The 26,764-nt window shown below is 71.6% G+C and carries 27 protein-coding genes and 1 riboswitch; of the genes, 14 read left to right on the top strand and 13 right to left on the bottom strand.

What is annotated here, in order from left to right; translation table 11 throughout:
• Positions 1-90: 90 nt before the first annotated feature.
• Positions 91-1,047 carry an SDR family oxidoreductase gene (locus ACP6CK_RS13220; RefSeq protein WP_426959471.1) on the bottom strand — a complete coding sequence of 319 codons (957 nt, stop codon included), beginning with the start codon at positions 1,045-1,047 and terminating at the stop codon, positions 91-93.
• A 77-nt stretch (positions 1,048-1,124) separates the two neighbouring features.
• On the bottom strand, positions 1,125-2,129 hold the full coding sequence (locus ACP6CK_RS13215; RefSeq protein ID WP_426959469.1) for a Bug family tripartite tricarboxylate transporter substrate binding protein: 1,005 nt from the start codon (positions 2,127-2,129) through the stop codon (positions 1,125-1,127).
• Between the two features lie 219 nt (positions 2,130-2,348).
• Here ACP6CK_RS13215 and ACP6CK_RS13210 point away from each other — a divergent pair, with 219 nt between their 5' ends.
• On the top strand, positions 2,349-2,684 hold the full coding sequence (locus ACP6CK_RS13210) for a hypothetical protein (protein WP_426959468.1): 336 nt from the start codon (positions 2,349-2,351) through the stop codon (positions 2,682-2,684).
• Positions 2,685-2,735: 51 nt separating this feature from the next.
• Here ACP6CK_RS13210 and ACP6CK_RS13205 read toward each other — a convergent pair whose 3' ends face one another.
• On the bottom strand, positions 2,736-3,398 hold the full coding sequence (locus ACP6CK_RS13205; protein WP_426959466.1) for an SH3 domain-containing protein: 663 nt from the start codon (positions 3,396-3,398) through the stop codon (positions 2,736-2,738).
• 138 nt (positions 3,399-3,536) lie between these two features.
• Between ACP6CK_RS13205 and ACP6CK_RS13200 the strand changes: the two genes are divergently transcribed.
• On the top strand, positions 3,537-4,007 hold the full coding sequence (locus tag ACP6CK_RS13200) for a DUF29 domain-containing protein (RefSeq protein WP_426959465.1): 471 nt from the start codon (positions 3,537-3,539) through the stop codon (positions 4,005-4,007).
• A 22-nt stretch (positions 4,008-4,029) separates the two neighbouring features.
• Here the strand turns inward: ACP6CK_RS13200 and ACP6CK_RS13195 are convergent, their stop codons facing one another.
• Positions 4,030-5,562, bottom strand: coding sequence for a UxaA family hydrolase (locus ACP6CK_RS13195; RefSeq protein ID WP_426959464.1), 1,533 nt, complete (start codon positions 5,560-5,562; stop codon positions 4,030-4,032).
• Positions 5,563-5,687: 125 nt separating this feature from the next.
• Positions 5,688-5,795, top strand: a riboswitch (TPP riboswitch).
• A gap of 132 nt (positions 5,796-5,927) precedes the next feature.
• On the opposite strand from ACP6CK_RS13195, the gene ACP6CK_RS13190 reads away from it, so the two are divergent.
• Positions 5,928-7,490 (top strand): ABC transporter substrate-binding protein, encoded by a 1,563-nt coding sequence (locus tag ACP6CK_RS13190; RefSeq protein ID WP_426959463.1) that lies wholly within the window; start codon positions 5,928-5,930, stop codon positions 7,488-7,490.
• Here ACP6CK_RS13190 and ACP6CK_RS13185 read toward each other — a convergent pair.
• Together ACP6CK_RS13185 and ACP6CK_RS13180 are read right to left on the bottom strand one after the other, a co-directional pair.
• The gene (locus tag ACP6CK_RS13185; RefSeq protein ID WP_426959462.1) at positions 7,487-9,085 is read right to left on the bottom strand and encodes a hypothetical protein; all 1,599 of its coding nucleotides are present in this window, start codon (positions 9,083-9,085) and stop codon (positions 7,487-7,489) included. The genes ACP6CK_RS13190 and ACP6CK_RS13185 overlap by 4 nt on opposite strands.
• Before the next feature lie 36 nt (positions 9,086-9,121).
• Positions 9,122-9,790 (bottom strand): YqgE/AlgH family protein, encoded by a 669-nt coding sequence (locus tag ACP6CK_RS13180; protein ID WP_426959461.1) that lies wholly within the window; start codon positions 9,788-9,790, stop codon positions 9,122-9,124.
• A gap of 123 nt (positions 9,791-9,913) precedes the next feature.
• Between ACP6CK_RS13180 and ACP6CK_RS13175 the strand changes: the two genes are divergently transcribed.
• From ACP6CK_RS13175 to ACP6CK_RS13160, 4 genes are all read left to right on the top strand, one after another.
• A complete protein-coding gene (locus ACP6CK_RS13175; protein WP_426959460.1) occupies positions 9,914-10,396 on the top strand; it encodes a peroxiredoxin in 483 nt (160 codons plus the stop codon).
• Positions 10,397-10,400: 4 nt separating this feature from the next.
• Positions 10,401-10,670, top strand: coding sequence for a hypothetical protein (locus ACP6CK_RS13170; RefSeq protein WP_426959459.1), 270 nt, complete (start codon positions 10,401-10,403; stop codon positions 10,668-10,670).
• 81 nt (positions 10,671-10,751) lie between these two features.
• The gene (locus ACP6CK_RS13165; protein ID WP_426959458.1) at positions 10,752-11,525 is read left to right on the top strand and encodes an SDR family NAD(P)-dependent oxidoreductase; all 774 of its coding nucleotides are present in this window, start codon (positions 10,752-10,754) and stop codon (positions 11,523-11,525) included.
• A 153-nt stretch (positions 11,526-11,678) separates the two neighbouring features.
• A complete protein-coding gene (locus ACP6CK_RS13160; protein ID WP_426959457.1) occupies positions 11,679-12,203 on the top strand; it encodes a DUF4142 domain-containing protein in 525 nt (174 codons plus the stop codon).
• A 39-nt stretch (positions 12,204-12,242) separates the two neighbouring features.
• Here ACP6CK_RS13160 and ACP6CK_RS13155 read toward each other — a convergent pair whose 3' ends face one another.
• Together ACP6CK_RS13155 and ACP6CK_RS13150 are read right to left on the bottom strand one after the other, a co-directional pair.
• Positions 12,243-12,779, bottom strand: a complete 537-nt coding sequence (locus ACP6CK_RS13155) for a DUF1003 domain-containing protein (RefSeq protein WP_426959456.1) — start codon at positions 12,777-12,779, stop codon at positions 12,243-12,245.
• 97 nt (positions 12,780-12,876) lie between these two features.
• Positions 12,877-14,601 (bottom strand): 4Fe-4S dicluster domain-containing protein, encoded by a 1,725-nt coding sequence (locus ACP6CK_RS13150; protein WP_426959455.1) that lies wholly within the window; start codon positions 14,599-14,601, stop codon positions 12,877-12,879.
• Positions 14,602-14,726: 125 nt separating this feature from the next.
• Here ACP6CK_RS13150 and ACP6CK_RS13145 point away from each other — a divergent pair, with 125 nt between their 5' ends.
• A complete protein-coding gene (locus ACP6CK_RS13145) occupies positions 14,727-15,554 on the top strand; it encodes a uracil-DNA glycosylase (protein WP_426959454.1) in 828 nt (275 codons plus the stop codon).
• Between the two features lie 111 nt (positions 15,555-15,665).
• Positions 15,666-17,939: a transglycosylase SLT domain-containing protein gene (locus ACP6CK_RS13140; protein ID WP_426959453.1), complete on the top strand. Its 2,274-nt coding sequence runs from the start codon at positions 15,666-15,668 to the stop codon at positions 17,937-17,939.
• A 196-nt stretch (positions 17,940-18,135) separates the two neighbouring features.
• Here the strand turns inward: ACP6CK_RS13140 and ACP6CK_RS13135 are convergent, their stop codons facing one another.
• Positions 18,136-18,384, bottom strand: a complete 249-nt coding sequence (locus ACP6CK_RS13135) for a hypothetical protein (protein ID WP_426959452.1) — start codon at positions 18,382-18,384, stop codon at positions 18,136-18,138.
• A 159-nt stretch (positions 18,385-18,543) separates the two neighbouring features.
• Here ACP6CK_RS13135 and moaB point away from each other — a divergent pair, with 159 nt between their 5' ends.
• Entirely contained in the window at positions 18,544-19,083 is a 540-nt protein-coding gene (gene moaB, locus ACP6CK_RS13130) for a molybdenum cofactor biosynthesis protein B (protein ID WP_426959451.1), read from the top strand.
• Positions 19,084-19,170: 87 nt separating this feature from the next.
• A complete protein-coding gene (locus ACP6CK_RS13125) occupies positions 19,171-19,689 on the top strand; it encodes a cupin domain-containing protein (protein WP_426959450.1) in 519 nt (172 codons plus the stop codon).
• 88 nt (positions 19,690-19,777) lie between these two features.
• Here the strand turns inward: ACP6CK_RS13125 and ACP6CK_RS13120 are convergent, their stop codons facing one another.
• Entirely contained in the window at positions 19,778-20,047 is a 270-nt protein-coding gene (locus ACP6CK_RS13120) for a hypothetical protein (protein WP_426959449.1), read from the bottom strand.
• Positions 20,048-20,142: 95 nt separating this feature from the next.
• A complete protein-coding gene (locus ACP6CK_RS13115) occupies positions 20,143-20,514 on the bottom strand; it encodes a CFI-box-CTERM domain-containing protein (protein ID WP_426959448.1) in 372 nt (123 codons plus the stop codon).
• Positions 20,515-20,694: 180 nt separating this feature from the next.
• Between ACP6CK_RS13115 and ACP6CK_RS13110 the strand changes: the two genes are divergently transcribed.
• The gene (locus tag ACP6CK_RS13110; protein ID WP_426959446.1) at positions 20,695-21,717 is read left to right on the top strand and encodes an amidohydrolase family protein; all 1,023 of its coding nucleotides are present in this window, start codon (positions 20,695-20,697) and stop codon (positions 21,715-21,717) included.
• Positions 21,718-21,816: 99 nt separating this feature from the next.
• Complete coding sequence (locus ACP6CK_RS13105; RefSeq protein ID WP_426959445.1) at positions 21,817-22,071, top strand: hypothetical protein; 255 nt, start codon at positions 21,817-21,819, stop codon at positions 22,069-22,071.
• 96 nt (positions 22,072-22,167) lie between these two features.
• Here ACP6CK_RS13105 and acnA read toward each other — a convergent pair whose 3' ends face one another.
• The gene (gene acnA / locus ACP6CK_RS13100) at positions 22,168-24,840 is read right to left on the bottom strand and encodes an aconitate hydratase AcnA (RefSeq protein WP_426959444.1); all 2,673 of its coding nucleotides are present in this window, start codon (positions 24,838-24,840) and stop codon (positions 22,168-22,170) included.
• A gap of 137 nt (positions 24,841-24,977) precedes the next feature.
• Between acnA and ACP6CK_RS13095 the strand changes: the two genes are divergently transcribed.
• On the top strand, positions 24,978-25,856 hold the full coding sequence (locus tag ACP6CK_RS13095; protein ID WP_426959443.1) for an isocitrate lyase/PEP mutase family protein: 879 nt from the start codon (positions 24,978-24,980) through the stop codon (positions 25,854-25,856).
• 237 nt (positions 25,857-26,093) lie between these two features.
• Here ACP6CK_RS13095 and ACP6CK_RS13090 read toward each other — a convergent pair whose 3' ends face one another.
• On the bottom strand, positions 26,094-26,747 hold the full coding sequence (locus ACP6CK_RS13090; RefSeq protein ID WP_426959442.1) for a GntR family transcriptional regulator: 654 nt from the start codon (positions 26,745-26,747) through the stop codon (positions 26,094-26,096).
• Between the last annotated feature and the right edge of the window lie 17 nt (positions 26,748-26,764).

Raw genomic sequence — 26,764 nt, 5'->3', positions numbered from 1 at the left:
CGCCGGAGCCCTTGAACAGATCGCGGGGTCCGGGGGGCACGTCTGCCCCCCGGCGGAGGGTCCGGGAGGCAGCGCCTCCCGGGGCGCGGCTCAACGCCGGCGGGCGAGCCAGAAGCCGATGATGCCGGCCGCCGTCATCCAGGCGGCGCGCGGGATGCGCGGGCGGGCATCCCGCCGGAAGCCGCCGTAGATCGCGTGGTCCTGCGGCGCGGTGAAGAGGTTGCCGTCCGACAGGGCCGCGCGCGGGGCGCGGGACAGGGCGCGGCCCATGACGCGCGCGGCGGCCCAGCGCAGAGGCGCCGGGGCTATGGCGTGGGCGATCCGCAGCGCCCAGGCGTCTAGTCCGATCGTCACCGCACCGCGCGGCCGGCGGGCGAGGGAGAGCATCGCCTCCGCCACCTGGAAGGGGGAGAGGATCGGACCGCCGGCGGCGATGCGGTGGCCGGTGTAGTTCGCGCCGTGGCGGAGGCCGGGCGTGTCCACCATGCCCGGGAAGACATCGCAGACATGGATGCCCGGCCAGTCCTGCAACTCGGCCCGCAACGCCTCGGAGAAGCCGCGCAGTCCGAACTTGCTGGCGGAGTAAGAGACGGCGAAGGGGGCCGGCACCCAGGCGCCCATGGAGATGGTGTTGATCAGGATGCCGTGCCCCTGCCGCTTGAAGACGGGCAGGACGGCATGTGCGCCGTTCATCTCGCCGATCAGGTTCGTGTGGACGACCTGGGCGTGGGCCTCGGCCGGCACGGATTCGAAGGGGCCGACAGCGCCGACGCCGGCGTTGTTGATCCAGACGTCGATCCGCCCGAAGCGGCCGGTGGCGGCCCAGACCAGGCGCTGCACGGCGGCGGAGTCCGAGACATCGGTCGGCACCGCGATCGCGTCCGCGCTCAGTCGGGTGCATTCCGCCACGACGGAGTCCAGCGTCTCCTTCGACCGGCCGGCGAGGACGAGGCGGGCCCCGTGACGGGCGAAGACCTGGGCCGCCGCGCGGCCGATGCCGGAGGAGGCGCCGGCGATGACGACGACGGCGTTCCGGATCTCGGGCATGGCGGGTTCCCTCTGCTGACCCGGCCATAACCGCGCGGGGCGGCGGTGGTTTGCCGGCCCCGCGCGCGTGCGGGCGGCTACTCGGCCTTGATGTTGGCGGCGCGGACCACCTCGCCCCAGCGGGCGTGGTCGCGGCGCGTGGTCTCCCCGAAGCTCTGGGGCGTGCCGCCACCGGGCTCGTCGCCCTGGCTGGTGATGCGCTCCTTCACCGTGGCGTCCTGCAGGGCGGTGTTCAGGGCGGCGTTGACGCGGGTCACGATCTCCTCCGGCAGGCCGCGCGGGCCGTAGAGACCGACCCAGGCGACGAAGGCGAAGTCCTGCAGGCCCTGTTCCGTCGCGGTCGGGATGTCGGGGAAGGCGGGGGCGCGGTGCTCCCCGGTGACCAGCAGACCCTTCACCTGCCCGGCCCGCACGAAGGGCGCGACGACGGAGGCGCCATCGAACATCGCGGAGAAGCGGCCGGCGATGAAGTCCTGCATGGCGGGGCCGGAGCCGCGATAGGGGATCATCTCCATCGGCGGGTTGCCGACGCGCTGGCGAAACAGCTCCATCGCGCAGTGGGAGAGGGAGCCGGCGGCCGGCACGCCGTAGTCGGCGCCGCGGCGCTGCTGGCGGATCCAGGCGGCGAATTCCTGGACGTTGGTCGCCTGTACGGAGGGATGGACGCAGAGCAGGAGGGAAGACTGGAGCGCGAGGCCGATCGGCGTCAGTTCCAGCGGGTTGATCGTCATCCCCGGGAAGGTGTGCGGGTTGATCGCCATGGGAGAGGAATTGCCGGCCAGCAGCGTGTAGCCGTCCGGTCGGGCGCGCAGCACCGCCTCGGTTCCCAGGTTGCCGCCCGCCCCACCGCGGTTCTCCACCACCACCGGCTGCCCGAGGGCGGCGGCCATGCCGTTCTGGATGATTCGCGCCGCGAAGTCGGTCTGTCCGCCCGGCGGGAAGCCGACGACGAGGGTGATGGGACGCGTCGGCCAGGCCTGGGCGAGCGCCAGATGCGGGGTGGCCAGCGCGGCGGCCGCGCCGAGCCCGGCGCCGATCGCGGTGCGGCGGCCGAGCGGCCGGGGAGGGACGGAATCGGGCATCGGTTGTTCCTCCGGCCTGCATCGGGCACCCGCTGCCGGACGGCCGCTGGCCCGACGGCCAGGGGCTGCACCGGGACATCGGGCGCAGGGTTACACCTCTCGCGGCTCTGATCGGGAGCGGCACCGGTGTAGCGTGCGACAGGCACGAAGGTTTTGCCCCTCCCGCGCCACGATCGCCGCCTTAGACTCCGTCACGAAACGACGAAGAAGGCCGACTCGATGCGCCATCTGCTGCTTCCCCTGATCGCGCTGCTCGGCGGCTGCCAGGAATGGGAGCGGCCGGGCGCGACGCCGCAGATGCGGGACGCAGCGCTGGCGAGTTGCCGGGCGGCCGCCTTCGCCAAGGCCGAGCCGGAACTGCGGACGGTGATGACCGATCCCGGCGGCTGGGTGCCGCCGCGCGAGGAGTGCCGCGGCCGGGGCGAGGACCGGCGCTGCCGGACGGTGCCGGGCTATCATCGGTCGGCGAGCTACGGCACGCGCGACCAGAACGCGCCGATGCGCGACGCGATCATCGAGGACTGCATGCGGCGGGACGGCTGGGTTCTGCGGTAGCGCCGATGGACCGTGTGGCCCGCCTGATCGGATCAGGCGGGCCGGGGCGGGTCAGCGGTAGCCCTCGCGCGCCGCGCGGCGCTCCTCCCAGTATTCGCGGCGGGCTTCCCGGTCCTGAATCTGGTCGAGCCGGCGCTCACGATCCTCACGCCATTCGGCGGCGCGCTCGCGGCGGCGCTCCTCGCGCCAGGCCGCGCGCTCGCGCTCCTCTCGCCAGTCGGGGCGGTCACCGTCCCAGCGCGGATCGCGCCAGCCCGGCGGGGGCACCGGCGGCGGGCCGGCATAGCGGGGCGGGGGCGGCGCGTAGGCCGGTGGCGGGGCGGCGACCCAGCGGTTCCGTTCCGCGTACCAGGGGCGGCCGCGGTAGTAGCGGTCGAAGTAGTCGCCGGCGTTGTAGGTCACCACCGGCAGGCCGATGCGCGGCGCGTATTCCGGCACGATCACGCGCCGGCCCTCATACAGGAACTGGAGGTAGCTGCCGGAAACCCAGCCGCGGATGCCGCCGAACTGCGTGTCGCACCAGGTGAAGCGGTCCAGGCAGCCGAAGATCTCCACCGCTGCGCCGCTGGGGACGGCGGTGACGCGAGGATAGTTCACCCCGGGACCGGCGCGCAGGTTCACGTCGTTGGTGGCGAAGCCCGGAGCGGCGGAGGCCGGGGCGGCGAGGGCCAGGGTAAGGGTGGCCGCGAGGGCGTAGGGGGTCAGGCGGGGCATATGGCGTCTCCCGGTGGGGTCGGACGGCCGGGCTTGGGCGCAGGCGTCGGCGGTAAAACGCGCGGAGGCGGCCCAGGATGCTGGCAAGATCATGGCACGGCGGTGGCACCAGCGGCCCGCGATGATTAGGTTCTGCGCATGAGCGAGGCGGCTGACCTCTACGACCGCGACTTTGTGGCCTGGACCGAGGAGCAGGCGGCGCGGCTGCGCGCGGCCGCCGCGGCGCGGGTGAATGCGGACGTGGACTGGGCGAATGTCGCGGAGGAAATCGAGAGCTTGGGGCGATCTGATCTGCGGCAGGTGCGGAGCCGCCTGACGACGATCATCGAGCACCTGTTGAAGTTGCAGCATTCGCCCGCCCTGGAGCCCAGGCCGGGCTGGGTTGCGACCATCGCGCGAGAGCGGCGCGAGATCGAGGCGCTTCTGGACGAGAGCCCAAGCCTGCGGGCGCGCCTACCCGAGCTTCTGGCGCGGGCGGCACGGATGGGAACGGCCGACGCGGTGGACGCCTTGCGAGCACGAGGCGAGCCGGGGCCGTCGGTGGACCGGGCGATCTCCTGGGAGGTGGAGCGAATCCTGGGCGATTGGTTACCTGAGACGCCGGCCTGAAGAGCCGACGCACCGGAAGACCTTACATCGTCGCCCCGATCACCCAGGGCGCGAACTCCGCTGCCCCGAAGTCGAAGGCCTCGCTCTTCGTCCGCTCCCCGCCGGCCACGCGCAGCATCAGCTCGAACACGCGCTGGCCACAGGCCTCCAGGCTCTCCTCGCCCGTCAGGATGGTGCCGGTGTTGATGTCCATGTCATCGACCATGCGCTCGTACATCGGCGTGTTGGTCGCCAGCTTGATGGAGGGCGCGGGCTTGCAGCCGAAGACGCTGCCGCGGCCGGTGGTGAAGCACACGAGGTTGGCGCCGCCGGCCACCTGGCCCGTGGCGGCGACGGGGTCGTAGCCCGGCGTGTCCATGAAGACGAAGCCCTTGGCCGTCACCGGCTCGGCGTAGCGCACCACGTCCACGAGGTTCGTCGAGCCCGCCTTCGCCATGGCGCCGAGCGACTTCTCCAGGATCGTCGTCAGCCCGCCCGCCTTGTTCCCGGGAGAAGGGTTGGCATTCATCTCCGCCCCCTCCTTGGCCGTGTAGTCCTCCCACCAGCGCATGAGGCCGACGAGCTTCTCGCCCACGTCCTGGGACACGGCGCGGCGGGTCAGCAGGTGCTCGGCGCCGTACGTCTCGGGCGTCTCGGACAGAATGACGGTGCCGCCATGCCGGACCAGCAGGTCCGACGCGACGCCGAGGGCGGGGTTGGCAGTGATGCCGGAATAGCCGTCGCTGCCGCCGCATTGCAGGGCGACGCACAGCTCGCTCGCGGGCACGGGGGTGCGGGTGGCGGCGTTGGACTCGGCCAGCACCTCCCGCACGAAGGCGATGCCGGCCTCCACGGTCTTGCGAGTGCCGCCCATCTCCTGGATGTCCATGTTGCGCAGGCGCCCGGACAGGCGCTGCTCCTCCAGCATGCCGCCGAGCTGGTTCACCTCGCAGCCCAGACCGATCGCGATGACGTGGGAGAAGTTCGCGTGGCGCGCATAGCCGCCGAGCGTGCGGCGCAGCAGGTTCAATGGCTCCCCCGCCGTCATGCCGCAGCCGGTCTTGTGGGTGAGGGCGACGACGCCGTCCACGTTCGGCCAGGCGGCCAGCGGGTCCTCTCCGGTCAGGGGGTTGCGGCGGAAGGCCATGGCGATGAGCTCCGCGACATGGGCGGAGCAGTTCACCGAGGTCACGATGCCCACGTAGTTGCGCGTGGCGGCGCGGCCGTCGGTGCGACGGATGCCCTGGAAGGTGGTGGGGAGGGGAACGTAGTCGGTCGGGCGCGCGTCCTGGGTGTAGGCGTAGTCGAGGGCGATCTCGCCCATGGTGCACTCGTTCACGTGGACCCATTCGCCGGGGGCGAGGTCGCGCGTCGCGAAGCCGATGATCTGGCCGTAGCGCAGGATGGGCTCGCCCTTCGCGTGGGGCCGGGTGGCGACCTTGTGGCCGGCGGGGACGCGGCGGGACGTGGCGACGCCGGGCGCGACGGGCGTGCCGGGCGGCAGGGCCTGGCGGGCGATGACCACGCCGTCCGCCGGGTGCAGCCGGATGACGGGGGGCTGGGTGACGGCGTCCATGGCGGTGGTTCCTCCGGTTCCGGCCATTCTGGCGCCCGGCCGGGCACGCAACAACCGCGGCGCTGGGCCGATGGGCAGTTGGCGGCGAGGTCTTGCGGCCCCGGCGGGGCAGCGCGATACCAGGGGCGGACACCGGGGGGAGCCCATTTCGGGCTGAGAGGCGGGGAAGGCCCTGCGACCCCTGGAACCTGACCCGGTTCGGACCGGCGTAGGGATCGGTGCCATATGACGTCCACGCGCCCGCACGACGCGCGCCCTGCCCCTGATTTCCGCGGTGACGCGCGGGCAGTGGCTTGGCCGCGTGCGGTCGCGTCCCGTCGGGGACCCGCGCCCTCTCCCGGTTCCGGCCGGAGGGAGGACATAGGATGCACCGCCGTTCCCTGCTGAAGGGCGCCGCCCTCTCGGCGCTGCCCTTGCCGGCGCTGGCCCAGCCCGCACGGGCCCGCACGCTGCGCTTCGTGCCGCAGGCCGCGCTGACCGCGCTGGACCCGATCGTGCAGAACGCCACGATCAGCACGACGCACGGCTTCTGCGTCTTCGACACGCTCTACGCCACGGACGCGAAGCTCGCGCCGCACCCGCAGATGGCGAGCGGGCACGAGACCTCGGCGGACGGGCTTCTCTGGACCATCCGGCTGCGGGACGGGCTGCGCTTCCACGACGGCGCGCCGGTGCTGGCGCGGGATTGCGTGGCGTCGTTACAGCGCTGGTGCGCGCGGGACCTGTTCGGGCAGATCCTGGCGAAGGCGGTCGCGGAATGGGGCGCGCCCGACGACCGCACGATCACGGTGCGGCTGAACCGGCCCTTCCCGGCCTTCCTCTACGCTCTGGCGAAGCCGGCCAGCGTGCCCGCCTTCATCATGCCGGAACGCCTGGCCCGCACCGCCCCGGACCGGCCGGTGGCGGAGATGATCGGAAGCGGTCCCTGGCGCTTCCTGGCGAACGAGTTCGTCCCCGGCAGCCGCGTGGCCTACGCCCGGAACGAGGGCTACGTCCCGCGAGACGAGCCGGCCCAGGGCGCCTCCGGCGGCAAGCGCGTGAACTTCGATCGGCTGGAGTGGCACATCATTCCCGATGGGGCGACGGCCGGCGCCGCGCTCCAGCGCGGGGAGGTGGACTGGGTGGAGTACCCGCTGCCCGACCTGCTGCCGGTCTTGGAGCGGAGCCGCGACATCCGGCTCCAGGTCTATGACCCGATCGGCTTCCTCGGCGTGATCCGCTTCAATCACCTGCACCCGCCCTTCGACAAGGTGGAGGTGCGGCGGGCGGTGCGGGACTGCATCTCCCAGCCCGACCACATGGCGGCCGTGGCGGCGCCGGGCGACTGGTGGGAGTGCCATTCCCTCTTCCCCTGCACGCTGGACGGGGTGACGCAGTTCCCGGCGCCGACGCGGGACTTCGACCGCGCCCGGGCTGCCATCCGCGCCGCGGGCGCGGAAGGCGCGAAGGTCGTGGTGATCAACCCGACCGACTTCGCGGCCGTCGCGCCGCAGGGGCGGCTGGCGGCCGATGTCTGCCAGCGCCTGGGCTTCGAGGTGGACCTGCAGGAGATGGACTGGGCCGCGATGCTGTCCCGCCGAAACTCCCGGGAAGCGGCCGACCGCGGGGGGTGGAGCATCTATCCCACGAACTTCCCGGCGGCCTCCATCGCCAACCCGGCGGTGAACTCCGGCATCCGCGGCGACGGGCCGACCGCCTGGTTCGGCTGGCCGACCGACCCCGCGACGGAGGCGAATATCGAGCGCTGGCTCTACGCCCCCGACGCGGCGGCGCAGGCGGCGGCGTTCGCGGAGGTGCAGCGCTCCGCCTGGGAGCATGTGGGCTTCGCGCCCAGCGGGCTCTTCGTGCTGAAGACCGGGTTCCGGTCGGACCTGTCCGGCGTATTGCAGGGACCGAACCCGTATCTGTGGAACCTGCGGCGGGGCTAGGGGCCGGGGGCCGTCGTCCTCTCCCAATAGGGCGGGCTGGAGAGGACGAGGGCCCGCAGGTCGGCGGGGGCCTGGGCTCCCTCGACGGAGGGGCGCCCCAGCACGGCGGCGGTGGCGAAGGCGGCCATGCGCTGCCCGGCGAGGCGCATGTTCTCCTCGGCCTGGGTGGGCAGGACGTGGGGGCCGCGGAAGACGAAGATCTCCTTCGGCTCGCGCGCGCGGCGGTAGGCGTCCAGCGAGCCCTCCAGCCCTTCCACGTAGTCCCAGGTGCCCTTGATGATGGCGACGCCGGGCCAGCGGGCGATGCCGGCGAAGACCTCCCCGTCCGGGTAGTAGGTGGTGTTGCGTTCCACCCGCAGTGCGGCCTCGATCATGTCGTGGCCGGGCAGGCGGTGGCCGAGGCCGGCGGCGTTCGGGCCGTAGAGGATGGCGCCGCGGATGTTGGTCCAGCCGAGCGGCGGGCGGCAGGCGTTTCCGGGCAGGTCGCGGTCGCAATCGGCGACGAAGTTGCGGTGCATGAACCACGCCGTGGCATAGGAGCCCCGGGAATAGCCGCCGATCACCACGGGGATCTCCCGCGCGCGCTGCCCGGCCAGCAGGCGGCCGCCGGCCGCGGCGCCGGACAGAAGCTGCCCGTCCGGGGTGAGGAGACGCAGCCCCTCGCCGGTCTCCAGCGCCTCCAGCTCGCGGGTCATGTCGCGCGCCTGCTCGGCGGTGTTGTAGCCGTTGAGGCCGCCGGAGATGCCATTGCCCCGGCGGTCCGTCACCAGCACGTCGAAGCCGGCCGACCAGAGCGCCGCGACGAAGCCGCGCCAGTGGCGCATGCCCGGCTGCTCCGACAGGGGCGGGTCCGTGGCGGGGCCGGTGGTGGTGCGGCCCTGCGCGTCCCGCACCACGCCGGGGTCGCGCGGGTCGTCGAGGCCGGTGATCTCGCTCCCGCCGCCGTTGTTCAGGATCACCAGGGCGCGCCGGCGCGGCCCGGCGCCGTCCGGGACGCCCTCGCCCTCCAGGTACCAGCCGCGCAGGCGGATCGGGTCCTCGCGGCGCAGGTGTAGTCGCTCATAGGCGTCGCGCGGGACAGTGAACTCGACGACATGGGTGCGCGCCTCGGCGGCGGCGATCGGCTCGGCCAGGGGCGCGCGGCCGAAGAAGGCGGGGCGGCGGATGGCGCGGAGGTCCACCTCGCCCTGCGCGTCCACGCGTCCCTCCGGGTTCAGGCTGCCGGTGCGGCGGCGCTCGGCGGCGGTGAAGCCCTCGGCGCCGGCGCGGGCGGGGGCGGCGCAGGCGGGATCGGCGCGGCAGGCCTCCCATCGCGCGCGGAGGCGGGCATCGGTGAACTCCGCCACGTGGAAGTCGTCCCGGACATAGCCGGCGGGGGCGAATTGCAGGGTGGGGTTGAAGGGGATGCAGGCGGTGCGGCCGCCCTCCTGCGTGCTGTAACCGGGCAGGACGGCGTTGCGGTCATGCGCGACGGGCAGCGTGCAGTCGGGGGTGGGGGCCGCGGGGCTGACGGTGCGCGGCGGCGGGGATTGCGCCATCGCGCTGCCCAGGGCCAGGAAGCCCGCCGCCACCGGGGCCATCAGCCGAATCCGCATGTTTCCTCCCGCGCGCCGCTCCGGCGCCGCGGCAGGCTAGGCCCGGCCGGCGGCGTCCACCAGCAGCAGTGGATCCACCTTCAGTTTCGCGAGGGCCTGGCGCCACTTGGCGTCCTGGTCCTCCTCCCCGAACAGCAGGGCCTCGTCCGGCTCCACGCTGAGCCAGGCGTTGTGCTGGAACTCGCTCTCAAGCTGGCCGGGACCCCAGCCGGCGTAGCCGAGGGCGAGGATGCCCTGGCGCGGCCCGCCGCCCGAGGCGATGGCCTTCAAGATGTCCACGCTGGCCGTCAGGGCGTAGCCACCCGCGACGTTGAGGCTGCCCTCGCTCGACCAGTCCTGGGTGTGCAGCACGAAGCCGCGCCCGCCCTCCACCGGGCCGCCGGCATAGAGCCGGATGCGGCGCTGGGGCGGCAGAGGCGTGACGTCGAGCTGCTTCAGCAGCTCGTCGAAGGTGAGGTTCTCGATCGCGCGGTTCAGCACGATGCCCATCGCGCCTTCCGGTGAGTGGGCGCAGATGCAGATGACGCTGCGGGCGAAGCGGGGATCGCCCATGCTGGGCATGGCGATCAGGATCTGGCCGCCGAGCCAGCCCTCGCCCTCCGCGCCGGGCTGCGCGACGCGGGAGAGCTCCACGGGCCCCTCGGCCTCGTCCTCGTCATCATCCGGAGGTGGGGGAGGGGGAATGTCCTTCGGGCGACGGGCCATGGGCCGAAGATGGCGGCAGGGGCGGGCGGCCGCAACCCTGGCGGAGGGGTGCTGTTGACACCCTCAACGGCCGGCGCAGAAGTGCCGGGCTGCCCCAGCAAGGGGCGCTTCCAGGAGCCCCCCATGCCCATCCAGCCCGGCGACGCCCTTCCAGCCGTGAAGATCATGCAGGCCACCGTGGAGGGACCGCGGGAGGTGGACACGGGCACCCTGTTCCGCGGGAAGACCGCGGTCCTGTTCGGCGTGCCCGGCGCCTTCACGCCCACCTGTTCCGCCAAGCACCTGCCGGGTTTCGTCGAGTCGGCGGCGGCCCTGAAGGACAAGGGCGTGGACCTGGTCGCCTGCGTGGCGGTCAACGACGCATTCGTGATGCAGGCCTGGGCGCGCGACCAGGGGGTGGAGGACGAGGTGGTGATGCTGGCCGACGGCGCCGCGGTCTTCGTCAAGGCGCTTGGGTTGGACCAGGACCTCTCGGCCCGCGGCCTGGGGGTGCGCAGCCAGCGATTCGCCCTGATCGCGAAGGACGGGACGGTCGCCCATGTCGCGGTGGAGCAGCCGGGCGCCTTCGAGGTGAGCTCGGCCAACGCGATCCTCGCGAAGCTCTGAGCGCATGGATCCGACGCGCTGGGGTCTCTTCGCGTGGCAGGCGGGCTGGGTCTTCACCCTGCGCAGCCTGGACCTGGCCACGCGGGCTGACGGCGCGGCGGAACTGACGCGGCTGGCGATGGAGAAGCAGCGCGCCTTCGCCGACGGGTGGGTGGCGGCGGGCCAGGCGGCGCTGCGCGGGGCAGACCCGGCGGCCGTGATGGCGGCGGCGGTGCGGCCGGCGCAGCGCCGGGTCTCGGCCAACCTGCGGGCGATCCGGCGCGGCAAGGCCTAGCCGGAGCGCCGCGCCTCCGCGCAGGCGGGAAACCCCGCGGCGCCCGGGGGCGCTACCGGCCCGGACGAAAAGGGGCCGGGCATGGTTCTTCAGGACAAGGTGGCGGTGGTCACCGGATCGGATTCGGGCATCGGGCGCGCGATCGCCGAGGCCTATGCGCGAGCGGGCGCGGATGTCGTCATCTCCTACCACTCGGATGAGAAGGGCGCGGCGGAGACGCAGCGGCGCGTGGAGGCCGCGGGCCGGCGCGCGATGACGGCGAGGCTGGACGTCACTGACGACAGGGCGGTGGATGCCTTCTTCGCGAAGGCGAAGGAAGCGCTGGGCGCGCCCGACATCCTGGTGAACAACGCGGGCAAGGGCATGGGCGAGAAGATGCCCGTGGCGGAGATGGACCGAGACCTCGCCGAGCTGGTCATCCGGACGAACCTGCTCGGACCGCTCTGGTGCTGTCGGGCCTTCGTGCGGCTGCGGCAGCAGGCCGGCGGGCGGGGGAAGGTGATCAACATCTCCTCCGTCGCGCAGCATCTGCCGACGGCGGAGAGCGCGCCTTACGGCATGTCCAAGGCCGGGCTGGGATCGCTCACGCGGAGCCTGTCGGTCGAGCTGGCGCCGCTGAAGATCAACGTGGTCGGTATCGCGCCGGGGATGATCCACACGCCGATGACGCAGGAGCGGATCGACGATCCGGAGAAGCGCGAGAGTTCCTTCAAGGAAATTCCCTGGCACCGCGCGGGCGAGCCGGAGGAAATCGCGGCGCTGGCGCTCTTCCTCGCATCCAGCGATGCGGACTACGTCACCGGGCAGACCTGGGTGATGGATGGCGGGCTGACGATGAACTGGGGCGGCGCGTAGCGCCGCTCCCGCCCGCGCCTCTCACGCAGGCGTGCGACGGAGCAATGCTTCTCAGCCGCGTTTCAGAAACCATCCCGTGTGTAGCGCCGCACCCACGCGGGGCTCTCCAGGCCCGGCACCCTGCCGGCCAGATGGTTCCAGGAGTTCATCCTCATGCTTCGTCGCACCACCATGGGCGTCCTCGCGGGCGCCGCCCTTGTTACCGCCCTTCGCCCGGCCCTTGCGCAGACGCCGCCGCCGGTGATCGTCGCCGGCACGCCCTCCTCCGTGCGGGAGTTGGCGATGGCGGGCAGCGTCTTCGCCCTGCAAACGAGCCAGGTCGCCCTCACCCGCACGAGCAACCCGCAGGTTCGCCAGTTCGCGGAGTTCGAGTCCGCGGAGCAGCAGGCGATTATGACCGCGATGCGCACGGTCGGCGTGCCGACACCGACGCAGATCGTCGTGGACCCGGTCAAGGCGCAGGCGTTGCAGACCCTGCCGACGCTGAGCGGCGCCGAGTTCGACCGCATGTACCTGGAGGGCCAGCTCAACGGCCATCAGGAGCTGCTGACGATCATGAGCCAGATCGCCGCCAGCGGCGCGACCCCGGGCGAGCGGGCGATCGCGATGGTGGCGGAGCCGTCCATCCAGACGCACATCGCGCTGATCCGCGGCATCCAGATGGGCATGCGTCCCTGACGCGGCCCGGCCGTTCCCCGCCCGCGCGGCGGGGAACGGCTACCTCTTCTGCGATTCGATCTCGTCCAGCACGGCCTCGGGCGCGACGTCCTTCTTGATCTCCTCGATCTCCGGATCGCCTTCCGCCCTCACCTCCAGCTTCTCCGCAATGGCGGCGATCACGCCGGCGAGCTTCGTCAGCTCATGCTCGGCCAGGAGGCTGATCTGGAGGTCCAGGTCGGCGCGCTTGTCCGCGATCGTGGCCATCCGGTTCTGGCTGATGAGGATGAAGGTGGAGATGAAGATCGCCTCCACCGAGGCGACCATCGCCAGCACGACCAGGGACGGGTCGAAGCGCGGCAGGAAGGGGATGAGGCCGACATTCACGAGGATCCACGCGCCGTAGATCGCGACGTGGAGGTAGACGAACTTCATGCTGCCGGCGAAGTCCGTGATGGCCTGGGCCACCCGCTCCTCCCGCGTCGCCTCGGCGGCCTCCTGGCGTCGCCGCTCCTCCAGCGCGCGGATGTTGCGCTGAAGGGATGCGCTGAGGTCCCCCGGCTGCGGTGGCGGAACGGTCGGCGTGTTGTGCGGCATGGCGGGATCCCCTCCGCAGCGGGCGCCGATCGGGCGCCGGCCACGGACGAGGAGCTAATCCACCGGCGCGTGTCCGGTTTCCCCCTCCGCGCGAGGTCTACATCCCCCCGATGTAGTTCGGCCCGCCGCCGCCCTCCGGCGTCCGCCAGTCGATGTTCTGCGTCGGGTCCTTGATGTCGCAGGTTTTGCAGTGGACGCAGTTCTGCGCGTTGATCACGAGGCGCGCGGCGGCGTCGCCGGCCTCGACCTCCGCGCCCGATCCTGTCGCCTCGGGGTCCGGTGTCCCCTTCAGCTCGCGCTCCGCTTCCGGCCCCACCGCCTCATACACGGCCGCCGGGCAGTAGCGGCTCTCGGGCGAGCGGAACTTGTCCCAGTTCGTGCCCTTCCAGCGCGACGGATCGCGCAGGACGAGGTGTGCGGGCTGGTTCTCCTCGTGGTTGGTGTTCGAGAGGAACACGGAGGAGAGGCGGTCGAAGCTGATCACGCCGTCCGGCTTCGGATAGGTGATCTTCGGCATTTCCGCCGCGGGGCGCAGCGTCTCGTGGTCGGCGTGGTGATTCCAGGTCCAGGGGGCCTTGCCCCGGAAGACGTAGGTGTCGAGCGCCGCCGCGATCATGCCGCCGTAGAAGCCGTACTTCGCGAAGCCCGGACGGATGTTGCGGACGGAGTGCAGCTCTTCCCACACCCAGGACTGGCGGATGCGCTCGGGGTAGCTCTCCAGCACCTCGGGGCGCGCATCCTCGGCCAGGGCATCGGCCACCGCCTCGGCGGCGACCATCCCGGACTTCATGGCGGTGTGGGTGCCCTTGATCTTCGGCACGTTCAGGAAGCCCGCCGTGTCGCCGATCAGCGCGCCGCCCGGGAAGACCAGGCGCGGGATGGACTGGGCGCCGCCCTCGTTCAGGGCGCGGGCGCCATAGGCGATGCGCTTTCCGCCCTCCAGCATCTTGCGGACCTCGGGATGGGTCTTGAAGCGCTGGAACTCATCGAACGGCGAGAGCCAGGGGTTCTTGTAGTCGAGCCCGACGACGAAGCCGATGGAGACGAGGTTCTCCCCGAGCATGTAGAGCCAGGAGCCGCCATAGACGTCCCGCGGCAGCGGCCAGCCGACGGAGTGCCAGACGAGGCCCGGCGTGTGCTTCTCCTTCGGGATCTCCCACAGCTCCTTGATGCCGAGGCCGAAGGTCTGGGGGAGGCAGTCCTTGCGGAGGTCGTAGCGCTCGAAGAGCTTCTTTGTCAGCGATCCCCGGCAGCCCTCCGCGAAGAGGGTGTAGGTGGCGCGCAGCTCCATGCCGGGCTGGTAGTCGGGGCCCCGCTCGCCCTCCTTGTTGATACCCATGACGCCGGCCACGACGCCCTTCACCGTGCCGTCCTCGATGATCGTCTCGGACGCGGCGAAGCCCGGGTAGATCTCGACGCCCAGCGCCTCGGCCTTCGCGCCGAGCCAGCGGCACACGTTGCCGAGGGAGACGACGTAGTTCCCGTGGTTGTTCATGGTGGGCGGCGTCGGCAGCTTGATGGCGCGCTTGGCCGTCAGGAGCATGAAACGGTCGTCACCGGCCGGCGTCGCCAGGGCGGGCGGGTCGTCGCGCCAGTCCGGGAAGAGCTCGTCCAGCGCGCGGGGCTCCAGCACGGCGCCCGACAGGGTGTGGGCGCCGATCTCGCTGCCCTTCTCCACCACGCAGACCGTCGTGTCGGGGGAGACCTGCTTCAGGCGGATCGCCGCGGCCAGCCCCGCGGGGCCGCCGCCGACGATCAGCACGTCGAACTCCATGCTCTCGCGCTCGGGGGCCTCAGCTTCGGGGGCCTCGGTCTCGGCCATGCGGTCCTCCTGTTCTCCCCGCGCATGTAGCGCCGGGCGAGGCCCCGCGTAACCCCGCCCGACCGAGCGGTCGGTGCGGGGCGCCGGCCATTGCGCCGGGGCGGGGCGGGGGCGATACCCGGAGGATGGACGTCCCGCCCGACCCGGACGAGACCGCCGCGCTGCTGGCGGCGCTGGACCTGCAGATCGCCTGGGGCGCCGACGAGGCGCTGGAGGAGGCGCCGCAGGACCGCACCCGGCCCCGCGCGGTCCTCGCGGACCCGGTCTCCGTCCCGGCGGCGCCTGCGCCGCGCCCCGTGGGGCCGGCTACCCGGCCGGCTCCGGCCGGCGGGGCCGTGGCGGCCTTCGCGCCGGCCGCGGCCCGGGCCGGGGACCTGGCTGCCGGCGCGGACAGCCTGGAGGCGCTGCGCGAGGCCATCGCCGCCCTGGACAGCCCGCTGAAGGACACGGCCAGCAAGCTCGTCTTCGCGGACGGCGTGCCGGAATCCGGCCTGATGCTCATCGGGGAGGCGCCCGGGGCGGATGAGGACCGACAGGGCCTGCCCTTCGTCGGCGTGTCGGGGCGGCTGCTGGACCGGATGTTCGAGAGCATCGGCGTCCGCCGGGCGGAGAACGCCTACCTCACGAACATCCTTCCCTGGCGCCCGCCGGGGAACCGCACGCCGACGGACGCGGAGATCAACCTCTTTACCCCGTTCGTGCTGCGGCACATCGCGATCGTCCGGCCGCGCCACCTCGTCTTCCTGGGGGGCACGGCGGCCAAGGCATTGCTGCGGAGCCGGGAGGGGATCACCCGGCTGCGCGGCCGCTGGCATTCCCTCGATGTGCCGGGACTCGGGCCGGTGCCGGTCCTGGCGACCCTTCACCCGGCCTATCTGCTCCGCCAGCCCTCCGCCAAGCGGGAGGCCTGGGCAGACCTGAGGCTGCTGCGGCGGAGTCTCGACCGCGCCTGACGGGAACGTGAAGGGAACGGATCGGCCAAGAGACTGATTCCAGCCATGTGCGGTTCTGACTCGCGGGGTGGTTGGTTGCGCCGGGTGGGCGGGGGCCGGTAACGCTGTCCCATGCGGCTCATCCCCCCTGAGCGTCGCAGCCGGAGAGTTCCGCGCCATGGCGCGGCGCTCCTGGTCGTGCTGACACTGACCTCCCCCGCCCTGGCAGCTCGCGGCTGGGACTCCCCTCCGCCCCGCCGTGCTGCCGCGATGCCGGACACGGCGCGCAAGCCGGCGCCGCCGCGTCCTGCCGCGCGCGCCGCCCCGCCGCGTGGCTGGGCACCGCCCCCGCTCGCTCCGAAGCCGGTGGCGATGCCCTGGGCGCCGGGGCCGCGCGAGTGGCTGACGCTATCGCCCGTGGCGGCGCGCCGCCCCGCGCCGCTCCGCCCGCGCGAGTGGGTGGTGGAGGAATGGGTCGTGGAGGAGTGGCGGCCCGGCCCCCGGCCCTCGCCGCGTGAGCCGCGCGGGCGCGGCAGGGGCGGGCGCGACGCGCGCCCCTCCGGCCCGCCCGAGCCCCGCCGCATGGCGCCCCTGCCCGTCGCGCTGCCGGCCCGGCCGCCTGCCGCGACGCCCCGGCCGCCGGTGATCGAGATGCCGCAGGCCGTGGCGTTTGCGGAACTGGCGATGCTGTCCCCGCGCACGCCGCTGGCGGGGACGGCCGGGACGGTCGCGCTGCCCCAGCCACTGGCGCCCTCCGACGCGGCGCGGCTGCGGCGGATCTTCGAGATGCAGGGCCGCGGCGAGACGCCCGCGGCGATCCGCGAGTCCGAGCGGCTGGATGACCGCCGCCTGATCGGCCATGTCCTGGCCGACCGCTGGCTGCGGCCCGGCGCGCCGGAGCCCTCCCCGGCTGAGCTGCGCGCCTGGCTGTCGGACCATGCGGACCACCCGGACGCGCCCCGGCTGCACGCGATGCTGGTGGCGCGGCTGCCGCGCGGGGCCTCCCCGCCGCCGGCGCTGCCGGGCGATCCGGACCCCGTCCAGTCCACGGAGCAGGAACTGCCTCCGGAGGAGGTCGAGCCACCGGCGGCCGCCTCCGCCTTCACGCGCAACCCCGCCCTGGACCGGACGGTGCGGGAGATGGCGGGGCGCGGCGACACCTCGGGCGCGCTGCTGCACATCGCCCGCACCCGCGGCATGACCCCGGCCTATGCGGCGGCCCTGCAGGGAGAGGTGGCACAGGTCCTCTTCGCCTCCGGGCGGGATGCGGAGGCGTTCCGCGTCGCCTCGGCCGCGGCGGCCACGCGCGGCGCGCCGGCCCAGGCCGCCTTCATCGCGGGGCTCTCGGCCTGGGGGCAGGGGCAGTACGAGGCGGCGCTGCCGCTCTTCGAGCAGGCGGCCCGGAGTGAATCGGCCTCGGCCGTGCAGCGCGCGGCGGCGGCCTTCTGGACCGCGCGGGCCGCGGTGCGGGCGCGGCGGCCGCAATCCTATGTCCCCTGGATGCTCCAGGCAGCGCAGGAGCCGCGCACCTTCTACGGGCTGGTGGCGCGCCGGGCGCTGGGCCTGCCCTTCGGCTTCGCCTGGGAGCGGGAGCTGGCCGGTGACGCCGAGGCCGCGACCCTCGCGGAGACGGCCGGTGGCTGGCGCGCGCTCGCCCTGCTCCAGATCGGCCAGCGCGACCGGGCGGAGGCGGAGCTCCGGCGGCTGCTCTCGGTGGCGCGGGGCAATGCCTCGCTCAACCGGGCGATGTTGGCGGTGGCGACCGGCGCGGGCATGACCGACCTGGCGGCCAGCCTGGCCGCGGCGGCGCAGACCGCTGACGGCCGTCCGCGCGACTTCGCCCGCTTCCCCGTGCCCACCCTGACACCCCAGAGCGGCTGGCGGGTGGATCCGGCGCTGATCTACGGGCTGGTGAAGCAGGAATCGAACTTCAACGCCGGGGCGGTCTCCCCGGCCGGGGCGCGGGGGTTGGCGCAGGTGATGCCCTCCACCGCCGCCTTCATCACCGGGGATGCCGGGCTGCGGGACGGTTTGGGCCAGCAGCGCCTGCACGACCCGGGCTTCAGCCTGGAACTGGGGCAGCGCTACCTCCACCACCTCGCGACCCAGGACAACGTCAACAACAACCTCGTCCGGCTGCTAGCGGCCTATAATGCAGGGCCGGGAAACCTCGCGCGCTGGCTGCCGGCCAACGGGCACCGGGATGATCCCTTCCTCTTCATCGAGAGCATCCCGTTCCAGGAGACCCGGACCTACGTGCAGCGGGTGCTCGCCTACTCCTTCATCTACGCCAGCCGCCTCGGCCTGCCCTCGCCGAGCCTCGACGCATTGGCGGCGGGCAGCGCGCCCCGCTTCGTGGGCGTGGAGGAACTGGCCCGGCTGGTGGCGCGGGGGAGGCGAGGGTGAGCCTCTCCCCTGACCCCAGGGGTGAGACTCATGGGACGCACGCATCCGACCTGTGAACGCCTTTTCCGCCGGGGAACCCTGGAGGTCGCTTAGCCGAGCACCGCAGACGCGGCGGGCAGGTCCAGGAACCTAAGCGCTCCGGTGAATGGGGAGCCGGGAGAAGCCTGAGCCTTCTCCCGGCGTCACAGGCGCCGCATCACGCCGCTTGCATGTCCCGCCGCCACTCCGCGCGCACCGCTGCCAGGGCGACCAGCCAGCCGCCAACCAGGAGCAGGAGGGCGATGATCGACAGCATGATCACGGTGTTCAGCCCCACGGCCGGGCGTTGTCCGCCGAACGGGTTCCAGCCGAGCATCCCGGCGATGACGAGGTACAGCACGTAGCCGACCACGATGGCCCCCAGGACGAAGAGGATGAAGCCGAGGGCGTTCAGCAGCCGGGGCACGGGTCTTTCCTCTCCTGGAACGCGGGGCGGTCGGAATCGATCCGGTGAATCCGCCCCTGGAACAGTGGCACGGGGGGAACGCTCTGCGAAGCGGCGGGTTCCGCTGACGCTGGCGCGGTCCGGGGCGGGCGCCCCTATATTCATCGCCGGAGAACCGCCATGCCGATCGACGAGAGCCGCCGCTTCCTGCCCGTGAACATCGCCGTGCTGACGGTGAGCGACACGCGCGACCCCTCCACCGACCGATCCGGGGACACGCTCGCGGCGCGGATCGAGGCGGCGGGACACCGCCTCGCCGCCCGCGCCATCGAGCGGGACGAGGCGGACGCGATCGAGGCGCATCTGCGTCGCTGGATCGCCGACCCCCAGGTGGATTGCGTCATCACCACGGGCGGCACCGGCATCACCGGCCGCGACGTGACGCCGGAGGCCTTTGCCCGCGTGCTGGAGAAGGAGATCACCGGCTTCGGCGAGCTGTTCCGGATGCTGAGCTACCAGAAGATCGGCACCTCCACGATCCAGTCGCGCGCGATCGGCGGCGTGTCGGGCGGGACCTATCTCTTCGCGCTGCCGGGCAGCACGGGGGCCGTGAAGGATGCGTGGGACGACATCCTCGTGCACCAACTCGACGCGCGCTTCCGGCCCTGCAACCTGGTGGAGCTCATGCCCAGGCTGCTGGAGCATCTGCGGGCCGCTTGAGCCCGCGGCACACCATCCGGTGAGCGGCCCTGGCGCGCGGACCGTCCGGCGCCACCTCCGACCGATCACGCGGATGGAGGACCGGGAATGGCGGGCGACGGGCTGCGCATGGAGAAGGCGGGCGAGGCCCTGCCCTTCGAGATCCCGGGGGCGAGCGGCGAATTCCGCATCCAGATCCTGAACGAGGACCGCGAGAAGGGCGTCGTCACCTCGATCGTGCATCTGCCGGCGGGCGGCCGCATTCCCGCGCATTTCCACGAGGCCGGGTCCGAGATGCACTATGTGCTGGACGGGGACCTGATCGAGGACGGCGAGACGCTCTCGGCAGGGGCTTTCCTGACGCATGCGAAGGGCGTGGTGCATGGGCCGCATGAGAGCCGCGGCGGCGCGCGCGTGCTGACGGTCCAGACCTGGCAGAGCGAGGGCGGGGAGTTCGACTTCCACCCGGCCGAGGGCGGTGCGTCGGCGAGCGGCTCCGGCGCCTCGGGCAAGGCGCCCGCGTCCGATGGCGCGGATGCCGGCCAGGGTCAGCAGCCAGCGTCAACCGGAACGGCGACGCAGGAAGAGGCCGCCGCAGAGCGCGGCAGGGAGAAGGGCTACACCTGACGCGCCGGTGGCCGCCCCGCGCCGGCGGGGCGGCCCGGCTGTGGGCCCGCGCTCCAGCATGGGCGCGGGCCGGATCGCAGGCTGGGGCTCAGCGCTTCACGAACTTGAAGAAGCGGCTCTCCTGACCGCCCGCGGTCTTGTCCTGGTGCAGGAAGGCGAGCTTCCGATCCTCGAAGGTCTCGAAGAACTCCTCCCATTCGATGGGTTCGAGCCTCTCGTCGGGTTCGGCGAAGTCCACGCGGAGCAGGCCTTCGCCGTCCGCCCCTTCGGTGCCTTTCACCTTCGTCGGCCGGCCGCCGCGGGCCTCGATCCACTGGCGGATCTCGTCGTGGTTGGTGGTCGTCTTCGCTTCGGCCATGTCCTGCACTCCCGGCTGTGGCGCGATGCCACGTTAACAGCCGGGGCGGGGAGGGCGTTTCGCCCCGCCGCGCCCATTCTCCGGACGCGTTCCCGTCAGCGCGTCACGCGGCGCGCGAGGCGGGCGAGAGGCTGCACGAGTCCCGTCCGAACGATGAGGCAGGCGAGCGGCCGTCCGCGGATGGCACGGGCGGGATACATGCCCCAACGGTAGTAGAGGCGGCAGAACAGGCGCCCCGGCGCGGACCGCATCAGGACCTGATCGCGGAAGGCGCGGAGGGCGTTGAGATCCGGGTGCTCCGCACGGCCGAGGGCGGCGGTGGCGACGAAGCAGTCGACGCCGCCGCAGGCGACCTCCGCGAGGCAGCAGCCGGCATCCGCCGCCTCGGCCACGCCTTCCAGGGTGGAGCTGCCGGACTTCCGGCGTTCCTCCGATTTCGGGGTCTGCTGCGACGCTTCGTCTTCCACAGCGCCATGATACCGGGCGCCGTCACCCGAGCGAGGAGGGGAATGTCGCGCCGGTCGCGTCGGCGCTCTTCTCCCGCCGAGTGCTGCCCCGGGTGACCGCGTCGCGCCGGCGTTTCACCTCGGCGGCGACTGGCGTTCGTGCCCGCCTTCTCGCATCGTCTCGTGCCGAGGAGGAACGCCATGCGCTACATCGACGCCTTCTGCCACTTCTTCCCCCAGCCGCTGTGGGACCGGCTGTTGACGCTGGAGGGCGCCGGAAAGGGGATGGGTTCGCGGATGCGCGGCGTGCCCGCGATCTTTGACTTGGACGAGCGCTTCCGCGTCATGGACCTGTTCCGGAACCACGACTATACGCAGGTCATCTCGCTCGGCATGCCGCCGCTGGAGGCAATGGGGACGCCGGCGGTCTCGCGGGAGCTGGCGGTCCTGGCCAATGACGGGCTCGCGGAGCTGGTGCGGGCGCATCCCGACCGCTTCGTCGGCTTCCTGGCGTCGCTGCCGATGAACGACCCGGAGGCGGCCGCGGCGGAGGCGGAGCGGGCTCTCAGGCAGCTCGGCGCGAACGGGCTGCAGATCCACAGCAACATCAACGGCCTGCCGCTGGACGATCCGCGCTTCCTGCCGATCTTCGAGGTGGCGGCGCGGCACGACCGGCCGATCATGCTGCACCCGTCCCGCGGCAACGAGGTGACGGATTACATCACGGAGGAGAAGTCCAAGTACGAGATCTGGTGGACCTTCGGCTGGCCTTACGAGACCTCCGTCGCCATGGCGCGGCTGGTCTTCGGCGGGGTGATCGACCGGGTGCCGGGCCTGAAGGTGCTGGCGCATCATCTCGGCGCCATGGTTCCCTATTTCGAAGGGCGCGTGGGGCCGGGCTGGGACCAGCTGGGCAAGCGCACGACGGACGAGGATCTGAGCGGCGTGCTGGCCGGTTTGAAGCGGCGGCCGATCGAGTACTTCAAGGATTTCTACGCGGACAGCGCCGTCTTCGGATCGCGCGCGGCGACGGTCTGCGGGCTGGAGTTCTACGGACCCGACCGCGTGCTCTTCGCCTCCGACTGCCCCTTCGATCCCGAGCGCGGGCCCGGCTACATCCGCGACACGATCAGGGTGCTGGAGAGCATCGAGATGCCGGACGAGGCGCGGCAGAAGATCAACTGGCGGAACGCGGAGAGCTTCTTCGGACTGACGCCAAGGTAGCGCCGGAACGGGAGGCCGCCGCTGGCGGCAGAGCAGGGAAGCTTCCATCATGCCCGTTGCCGCGATACGCCGCACGGTGACGGAGACATGGGCAGCCCGATGGACAGCAACAGTCGGTTCGAACGGCATCTCGACCAGCTCGGCAGGTCGCCGCATCTGCAGGCCGTTCGGGATGCGCTGATCGAGGTGGCGGACACCGCGTATGGCTGCAAGCTGTGGTTCGAGAGCAACCGCATGCAGGCCAGCGCGGCGGATGTGGTGGCGATGACCCGCCTGGTGCTGACCCAGAAGGCCCGGGCCGGCGGAGAGCGCGTGGGAGACGCCTCGCCCGAGCCGGTGGACGAATCCTTCTAGGCACCCCGGTCCGCGGGAAGGGCCAGACCTTCGCGTAGGGCGACCCTCCCGCAGTAGGAACGAGTGGCCGGGAAGGGGCGGCCAGCGTCGGAGCTCTTAGTGAATCGTGGACCGGAGCAGGTTGCGGAAGACATACTGCAGCACGCCGCCGTTGAGGTACCAGTCGATCTCCCGGGCGGTGTCGAGCCGGCACAGGACCGTCACGCCCTGGCTGCTCCCATCGGATTTCGTGATCCGCAGGGTGGCCTGCGACTTCGGCGTGATCCGGGGCGCGAGTCCGAGGATGTCGAAGCGCTCGCTGCCATCGAGGCCGAGGGTCCTGCGCGTCACGCCGTCCGGGAACTGCAGGGGCAGGACGCCCATGCCGACGAGGTTGGAGCGGTGAATCCGCTCGAAGCTCTCTGCCAGCACGGCCCGGACGCCGAGAAGGTTGGCGCCCTTCGCCGCCCAGTCGCGGGACGAGCCGCTGCCGTACTCGGCGCCGGCCACGACGATTACCGGCACGTCCTCGGACCTGTAACGGGCGGCGGCGTCGAAGACGGACATCACCTCGCCACTGGGGATATGGCGCGCGTGGCCACCCTCCATGTCCGGTAGCATCTCGTTCCTGAGAAGCCGGTTGGCCCAGGCGCCGCGCATCATCACGTGGTGGTTGCCGCGCCGAGAGAGGAAGGAGTGGAAGTCCTTCGGGCCGACGCCGCGCGAGCGGAGGTAGGTGGCCGCGGCGCTGCTGGACCAGATGGCGCCGGCGGGCGAGATATGATCCGTGTTCACGCTGTCCCCGAGGATGAGAAGCGCGCGGGCACCGGTGATGTCCGACGCGTCACGCGGGTTCTCCGGAAGATCATCGAAGAAGGGATTCCGGACGAGGTAGTCGCTGGCCGGGTCCCAGTGGAAGACCTCGTCACTCTGCCCGGACATGGCTTGCCAGAAGCGGTCCGGCTCGAAGCCCGTGCCGTAGCGGCGCCGGAAGAGATCGGGCGTGACGTGCTGACGGACGAGGTTCTCGATCTCCGCATCGTCGGGCCAGAGGTCGCGGAGGTGGACGGGCTGGCCGGAGCGGTCATGACCGAGCGGATCGGCTTCCAGGTCCGTGAGGACGGAGCCGGCAAGCGCGTAGGCGATGACGAGCGGCGGGGAGCCGATATAGGCCGCCTTGGCCAGGGGATGGATGCGTCCCTCGAAGTTGCGGTTGGAGGAGAGCACGACGGACACGACGAGATCCTCCGCCGCCACCGCCTCCTCCACGGCCGGCGCGACGGAGCCGGAGCCGCCGGCGCAGGTCATGCAGCCGTAACCCACGATGTGGAAGCCGAGCGCATCCAGCGGCGCCCGCAAGCCTGCCGCTTCCAGATAATCCGCCACGACGCGCGATCCCGGGGAGAGGGAGGTTTTCACCCAGGGCTTCGGCCGCAGGCCGCGCGCGGCGGCGTTGCGCGCCAGGAGCCCGGCGGCCATCAGGACGGAGGGGTTGGAGGTGTTCGTGCAGGAGGTGATGGAGGCGATGATCACGTCGCCGTCCCGCATCGCCCGTTCGCCATGCGGTGCAGGGCTTGCGGGGCGCGCGGGGAAGGCATCACGGAAGCTCGCCGGAACGGCGGAGAGACGGTGGCGATCCTGCGGGCGGCGCGGGCCCGCCATGGCGGGCTCCACCGCGCCGAGGTCGATGCTGATCCGGTCGTTGTAGACGGTGTCCCGCGCCTCGCCGCCCCACATGCCCTGGGCCTTGGCATAGGCTTCCGCGAGCGCGACGTCCGCCTCTGACCGGCCGGTCATGCGAAGGTAGCGCAGCGTCTCCTCGTCGATGGCGAAGAAGCCCATGGTGGCACCGTATTCCGGGGCCATGTTCGCGATCGTCGCGCGATCAGTCAGGGAAAGCGCGGCCGCGCCGGGTCCGGTGAAATCCACGAGCTTCCCGACAACGCGCATGGCCCGCAGCGCCTGGGTGATGGCGAGCACGAGGTCGGTGCTCGTCACGCCCGGGCGGCGCTTTCCGTACAGGTGGCAGCCGACGACCTCCGGGATCGCAAGGGAGATCGGCTGACCCAGCATGGCCGAACCGGCCTCGATCCCGCCGACGCCCCAGCCGAGCACGCCGGCGGCGTTGATCATCGGCGTGTGGCTGTCCATCCCGACGAGGGTGTCAGGAAAGGCGTAGGTTTCATTGCCGATCGGGGCGCTCCAGATCGGACGCGTCAGGTGCTCCAGGTTGATCTGGTGCAGGATGCCGTGCCCCGGCGGCAGAACGCGGTAGCGGTCGTAATGCTCGGCGCACCATTTCAGGAAGCTGTAGCGCTCGTGGTTCTGCCGGTACTCCAGTTCCAGGTTGCGGTCATAAGCGTCCGGCGAGCCGCTGAACTCCGCGGTGACGGAGTGGTCCACCACCATGTCTACGGGAATCACCGGGTTTACGGCGCGCGGATCGCCGCCCATCCGGCGCATGGCATCGCGCATCGCCGTCAGGTCGGCCATGAGCGGGATGCCGGATGAATCCGGCATCAGCACGCGCACGGGGAAGTATGCGATCTCGCCACCCCGGTTCGGGTTCGACGGCCAGCCCGCGAGGTTGGCGATGTCCTCGGCCGTCACGGTCTCCCCATCCTCGTGGCGGAGGAGGTTCTCCAACAGAATCTTCAGAGGGATAGGGAGACGGTCGAGGTCACTCCCGGGCAGGGACCGCAGCGCGTCCAGCCGGAAGAAGCGGTAGGCGCGATCGCCGACGCTCATCGTACCGCGCGCGTCGAGACGATCGCCTAACGAATGCGACATCCCATCCTCCCCTGGATTGTGTCTACAATTTCGTCGCCAGCCCGGTCCAAAAAAGGCTCTGAAGCGGTCAACCGCGAATTTGCCAAGGCATATCGTAGACAATATAGCTTCTCTTCGGAAGAGGGAGGGAATGGGCGATGTCGAGCGAACTGAGCCGGGTGCTGCGCGACCTCATGCAGCCCGGCGCGGGTGTGCTGATGCCGGGCTGCGCCAACGCCTTGGCTGCCCGTGTCATCGAGGCTTGCGGCTACAAGGCGACCTTCGTCACCGGTGCCGGCATTGCCAACACCTTTCTCGGCGTGCCGGATGTCGGCCTCGTGTCGCTGAGCGAACTGGTGGACCATGTCTGGGCCATTCGCGACGCGGTCTCCATCCCGATCATCGTGGATGCCGACACGGGGTTCGGGAACGCCGTGAACGTTCATCGTGTCATTCGCATGTTGGAGCGGGCGGGCGCGAACTCCATCATGCTGGAGGACCAGGTCTTCCCGAAGCGGTGCGGCCATTTCGAGGGGAAGTCCGTGATCCCACGGGCGGAAATGGTGCAGAAGATCAAGGCTGCCGTGGATGCCCGTACGGATGAGGCCCTGATGATCCTGGCGCGCACCGATGCCCGCGCATCGCACGGGCTGGAGGACGCGATCGAGCGGGCCAACCTTTACCGGGAGGCTGGCGCTGACATCCTCTTCGTCGAGGCGCCGCTGAATCGGGAGGAACTGGCCGCGGTCACCGCCCAGGCGCCGGGCATCCACATCTGCAACATGGTGATCGGCGGCAAGACGCCTGTTCTGCCCAGCCAGGAGTTGGGCGCGATGGGCTACGCGGCCGTTGTCTACGCGAATGCCGCGCTGCAAGCCGCATTGGCCGGGATGAAGAAGGTCCTGACCAGCTTGCAGGAGAAGGGCTCGGTGGAAGGGTTAGAAGACGCGATCGTCTCCTTCCAGGACCGCCAGCGCTTCGTCGATCACGACCGCTTCCAGGCGCTGGAGCGGCGGTACGTGGCAGCGGCCGAATAGAGCGTCGTCGCGCCTGATGTGACGCGGGTGAACTCCCGGGGGGAGAGGGAATTCTCCCCCGGGCCCCTACTCATCTCTTTCCATCAGGTTGCCGCGGAAGGTTGAGGTGGGCGTGACCCCGTCTCCGCCTTCCGCGGCAGCCTGACAAAAAGAGAAGCGGGTGAGGGAGCCGGGGAGAGAGAGAATTCTTCCTCCCTTTCCCCGGAGTCACCACGACCAACACATCGGGATCGCGCGTCACCGCGGCACGTTGGCCAGGATATTCGCATGGGCGTTCCGCAAGTGGGAGCGCATCGCTGTCTCCGCCGTATCCGGATCGCGCGCGGCGATGGCGGCGACGATGGCGCGGTGCTCCGCCAGAGCCTGGGGTGTGCGCAGGACCAGGGCGCTGCCGCGGTAGCGGAAGACGCGCAGGAAGGAGAGGGGATCGCCGTAGAGCATCTCATGCAGCTGCCGGTTGCGGCTGCCCCGGACGATGTGCAGGTGGAAATCGAGGTTCGGGGACTGGTACTCCGGGGAATACTCGGACCGCCGTTCCTTCTCGACCTGCACGGCGACGAGCTGCTCGAGCTCGTTGATCTCCTGATCCGCCATGGCGCGGGCGGCCAGGCGCGCGGCCATACCCTCCAGCGCCTCGCGGAGGACGAGCATTTCCATCAGCGCTTCGGTCGTGATCTCCGCGACCTGGGCGCCGACATTGTGCTTGCGCACGATGAGGCGACGGCCTTCCAGCCGCCGCAGGGCCTCCCGCAGCGGGCCGCGGCTGACGCCGAGGCGATCCGCCAGAGCCTGCTCGCCCAGGCGCGCGCCCATGGCGAGACGGCCGGTGATGATCTCCTCCTCTAGCCGGGCAACGACGCCGTCCACGAGGGAGGAGGTTTCCGAGGACATGCCGTGCCGGCCAGCGG

It is taken from the genome of Muricoccus radiodurans (assembly GCF_050154705.1).
GTDB classification, from domain to species: Bacteria; Pseudomonadota; Alphaproteobacteria; order Acetobacterales; family Acetobacteraceae; genus Roseomonas; species Roseomonas radiodurans.
This window is presented reverse-complemented; position numbering and strand designations above follow the sequence as displayed.

Excerpts from the sequence above, each read along its gene's own strand:
- ACP6CK_RS13220 (WP_426959471.1), bottom strand. The coding sequence starts at position 1,047 with ATGCCCGAGATCCGGAACGCCGTCGTCGTCATCGCCGGCGCCTCCTCC.
- ACP6CK_RS13215 (WP_426959469.1), bottom strand. The coding sequence starts at position 2,129 with ATGCCCGATTCCGTCCCTCCCCGGCCGCTCGGCCGCCGCACCGCGATC.
- ACP6CK_RS13210 (WP_426959468.1), top strand. The coding sequence starts at position 2,349 with ATGCGCCATCTGCTGCTTCCCCTGATCGCGCTGCTCGGCGGCTGCCAG.
- ACP6CK_RS13205 (WP_426959466.1), bottom strand. The coding sequence starts at position 3,398 with ATGCCCCGCCTGACCCCCTACGCCCTCGCGGCCACCCTTACCCTGGCC.
- ACP6CK_RS13200 (WP_426959465.1), top strand. The coding sequence starts at position 3,537 with ATGAGCGAGGCGGCTGACCTCTACGACCGCGACTTTGTGGCCTGGACC.
- ACP6CK_RS13195 (WP_426959464.1), bottom strand. The coding sequence starts at position 5,562 with ATGGACGCCGTCACCCAGCCCCCCGTCATCCGGCTGCACCCGGCGGAC.
- ACP6CK_RS13190 (WP_426959463.1), top strand. The coding sequence starts at position 5,928 with ATGCACCGCCGTTCCCTGCTGAAGGGCGCCGCCCTCTCGGCGCTGCCC.
- ACP6CK_RS13185 (WP_426959462.1), bottom strand. The coding sequence starts at position 9,085 with ATGCGGATTCGGCTGATGGCCCCGGTGGCGGCGGGCTTCCTGGCCCTG.
- ACP6CK_RS13180 (WP_426959461.1), bottom strand. The coding sequence starts at position 9,790 with ATGGCCCGTCGCCCGAAGGACATTCCCCCTCCCCCACCTCCGGATGAT.
- ACP6CK_RS13175 (WP_426959460.1), top strand. The coding sequence starts at position 9,914 with ATGCCCATCCAGCCCGGCGACGCCCTTCCAGCCGTGAAGATCATGCAG.
- ACP6CK_RS13170 (WP_426959459.1), top strand. The coding sequence starts at position 10,401 with ATGGATCCGACGCGCTGGGGTCTCTTCGCGTGGCAGGCGGGCTGGGTC.
- ACP6CK_RS13165 (WP_426959458.1), top strand. The coding sequence starts at position 10,752 with ATGGTTCTTCAGGACAAGGTGGCGGTGGTCACCGGATCGGATTCGGGC.
- ACP6CK_RS13160 (WP_426959457.1), top strand. The coding sequence starts at position 11,679 with ATGCTTCGTCGCACCACCATGGGCGTCCTCGCGGGCGCCGCCCTTGTT.
- ACP6CK_RS13155 (WP_426959456.1), bottom strand. The coding sequence starts at position 12,779 with ATGCCGCACAACACGCCGACCGTTCCGCCACCGCAGCCGGGGGACCTC.
- ACP6CK_RS13150 (WP_426959455.1), bottom strand. The coding sequence starts at position 14,601 with ATGGCCGAGACCGAGGCCCCCGAAGCTGAGGCCCCCGAGCGCGAGAGC.
- ACP6CK_RS13145 (WP_426959454.1), top strand. The coding sequence starts at position 14,727 with ATGGACGTCCCGCCCGACCCGGACGAGACCGCCGCGCTGCTGGCGGCG.
- ACP6CK_RS13140 (WP_426959453.1), top strand. The coding sequence starts at position 15,666 with ATGCGGCTCATCCCCCCTGAGCGTCGCAGCCGGAGAGTTCCGCGCCAT.
- moaB (WP_426959451.1), top strand. The coding sequence starts at position 18,544 with ATGCCGATCGACGAGAGCCGCCGCTTCCTGCCCGTGAACATCGCCGTG.
- ACP6CK_RS13125 (WP_426959450.1), top strand. The coding sequence starts at position 19,171 with ATGGCGGGCGACGGGCTGCGCATGGAGAAGGCGGGCGAGGCCCTGCCC.
- ACP6CK_RS13120 (WP_426959449.1), bottom strand. The coding sequence starts at position 20,047 with ATGGCCGAAGCGAAGACGACCACCAACCACGACGAGATCCGCCAGTGG.
- ACP6CK_RS13110 (WP_426959446.1), top strand. The coding sequence starts at position 20,695 with ATGCGCTACATCGACGCCTTCTGCCACTTCTTCCCCCAGCCGCTGTGG.
- ACP6CK_RS13105 (WP_426959445.1), top strand. The coding sequence starts at position 21,817 with ATGGACAGCAACAGTCGGTTCGAACGGCATCTCGACCAGCTCGGCAGG.
- acnA (WP_426959444.1), bottom strand. The coding sequence starts at position 24,840 with ATGTCGCATTCGTTAGGCGATCGTCTCGACGCGCGCGGTACGATGAGC.
- ACP6CK_RS13095 (WP_426959443.1), top strand. The coding sequence starts at position 24,978 with ATGTCGAGCGAACTGAGCCGGGTGCTGCGCGACCTCATGCAGCCCGGC.
- ACP6CK_RS13090 (WP_426959442.1), bottom strand. The coding sequence starts at position 26,747 with ATGTCCTCGGAAACCTCCTCCCTCGTGGACGGCGTCGTTGCCCGGCTA.